Origin of the sequence: Nonomuraea sp. NPDC048916 (assembly GCF_040649575.1) — a bacterium.
Lineage (GTDB): Bacteria > Actinomycetota > Actinomycetes > Streptosporangiales > Streptosporangiaceae > Nonomuraea.
On record NZ_JBEZFS010000340.1, the window covers coordinates 1 to 347 of the forward strand.

A 347-nucleotide genomic window follows, 5' to 3' on the forward strand; every position below is an offset into this window, starting at 1 on the left:
GCGAGCATGTCGGCCTGTCCATCGCCGAGTTCCGGGCGCTCGTCGACCAGGAGTACCCGAAGGTCGAGCACCCGCTGGTGAAGCGCGACCCGGCCAGCGGACGCCAGTACCTCTACGGCGCCCCGGAGTACATGGACTCCGTCGTCGGGTTCGACGCCAACGAGAACGCGGAGTTCTTCGCGCTGCTGGACAGCCTCATCCAGGACCCCGAGCGGGTCTACACCCACCGCTGGACCACCGACGACCTGGTGGTCTGGAAGACGGAGACGACCTACCACGCGGCCACCGCGGTGGCGCCGGACGCCGTCCGCACCGTGCACCGGGTGAGCATCGATGCGGCCGAGCCG

1 protein-coding gene is annotated in these 347 nt (G+C 69.7%); it reads left to right on the top strand.

Going from position 1 to position 347, the window contains the following annotated elements:
- A partial coding sequence (locus AB0C16_RS41135; protein WP_357691668.1) for a TauD/TfdA family dioxygenase occupies positions 1 to 347 on the top strand: 347 nt, incomplete at both ends.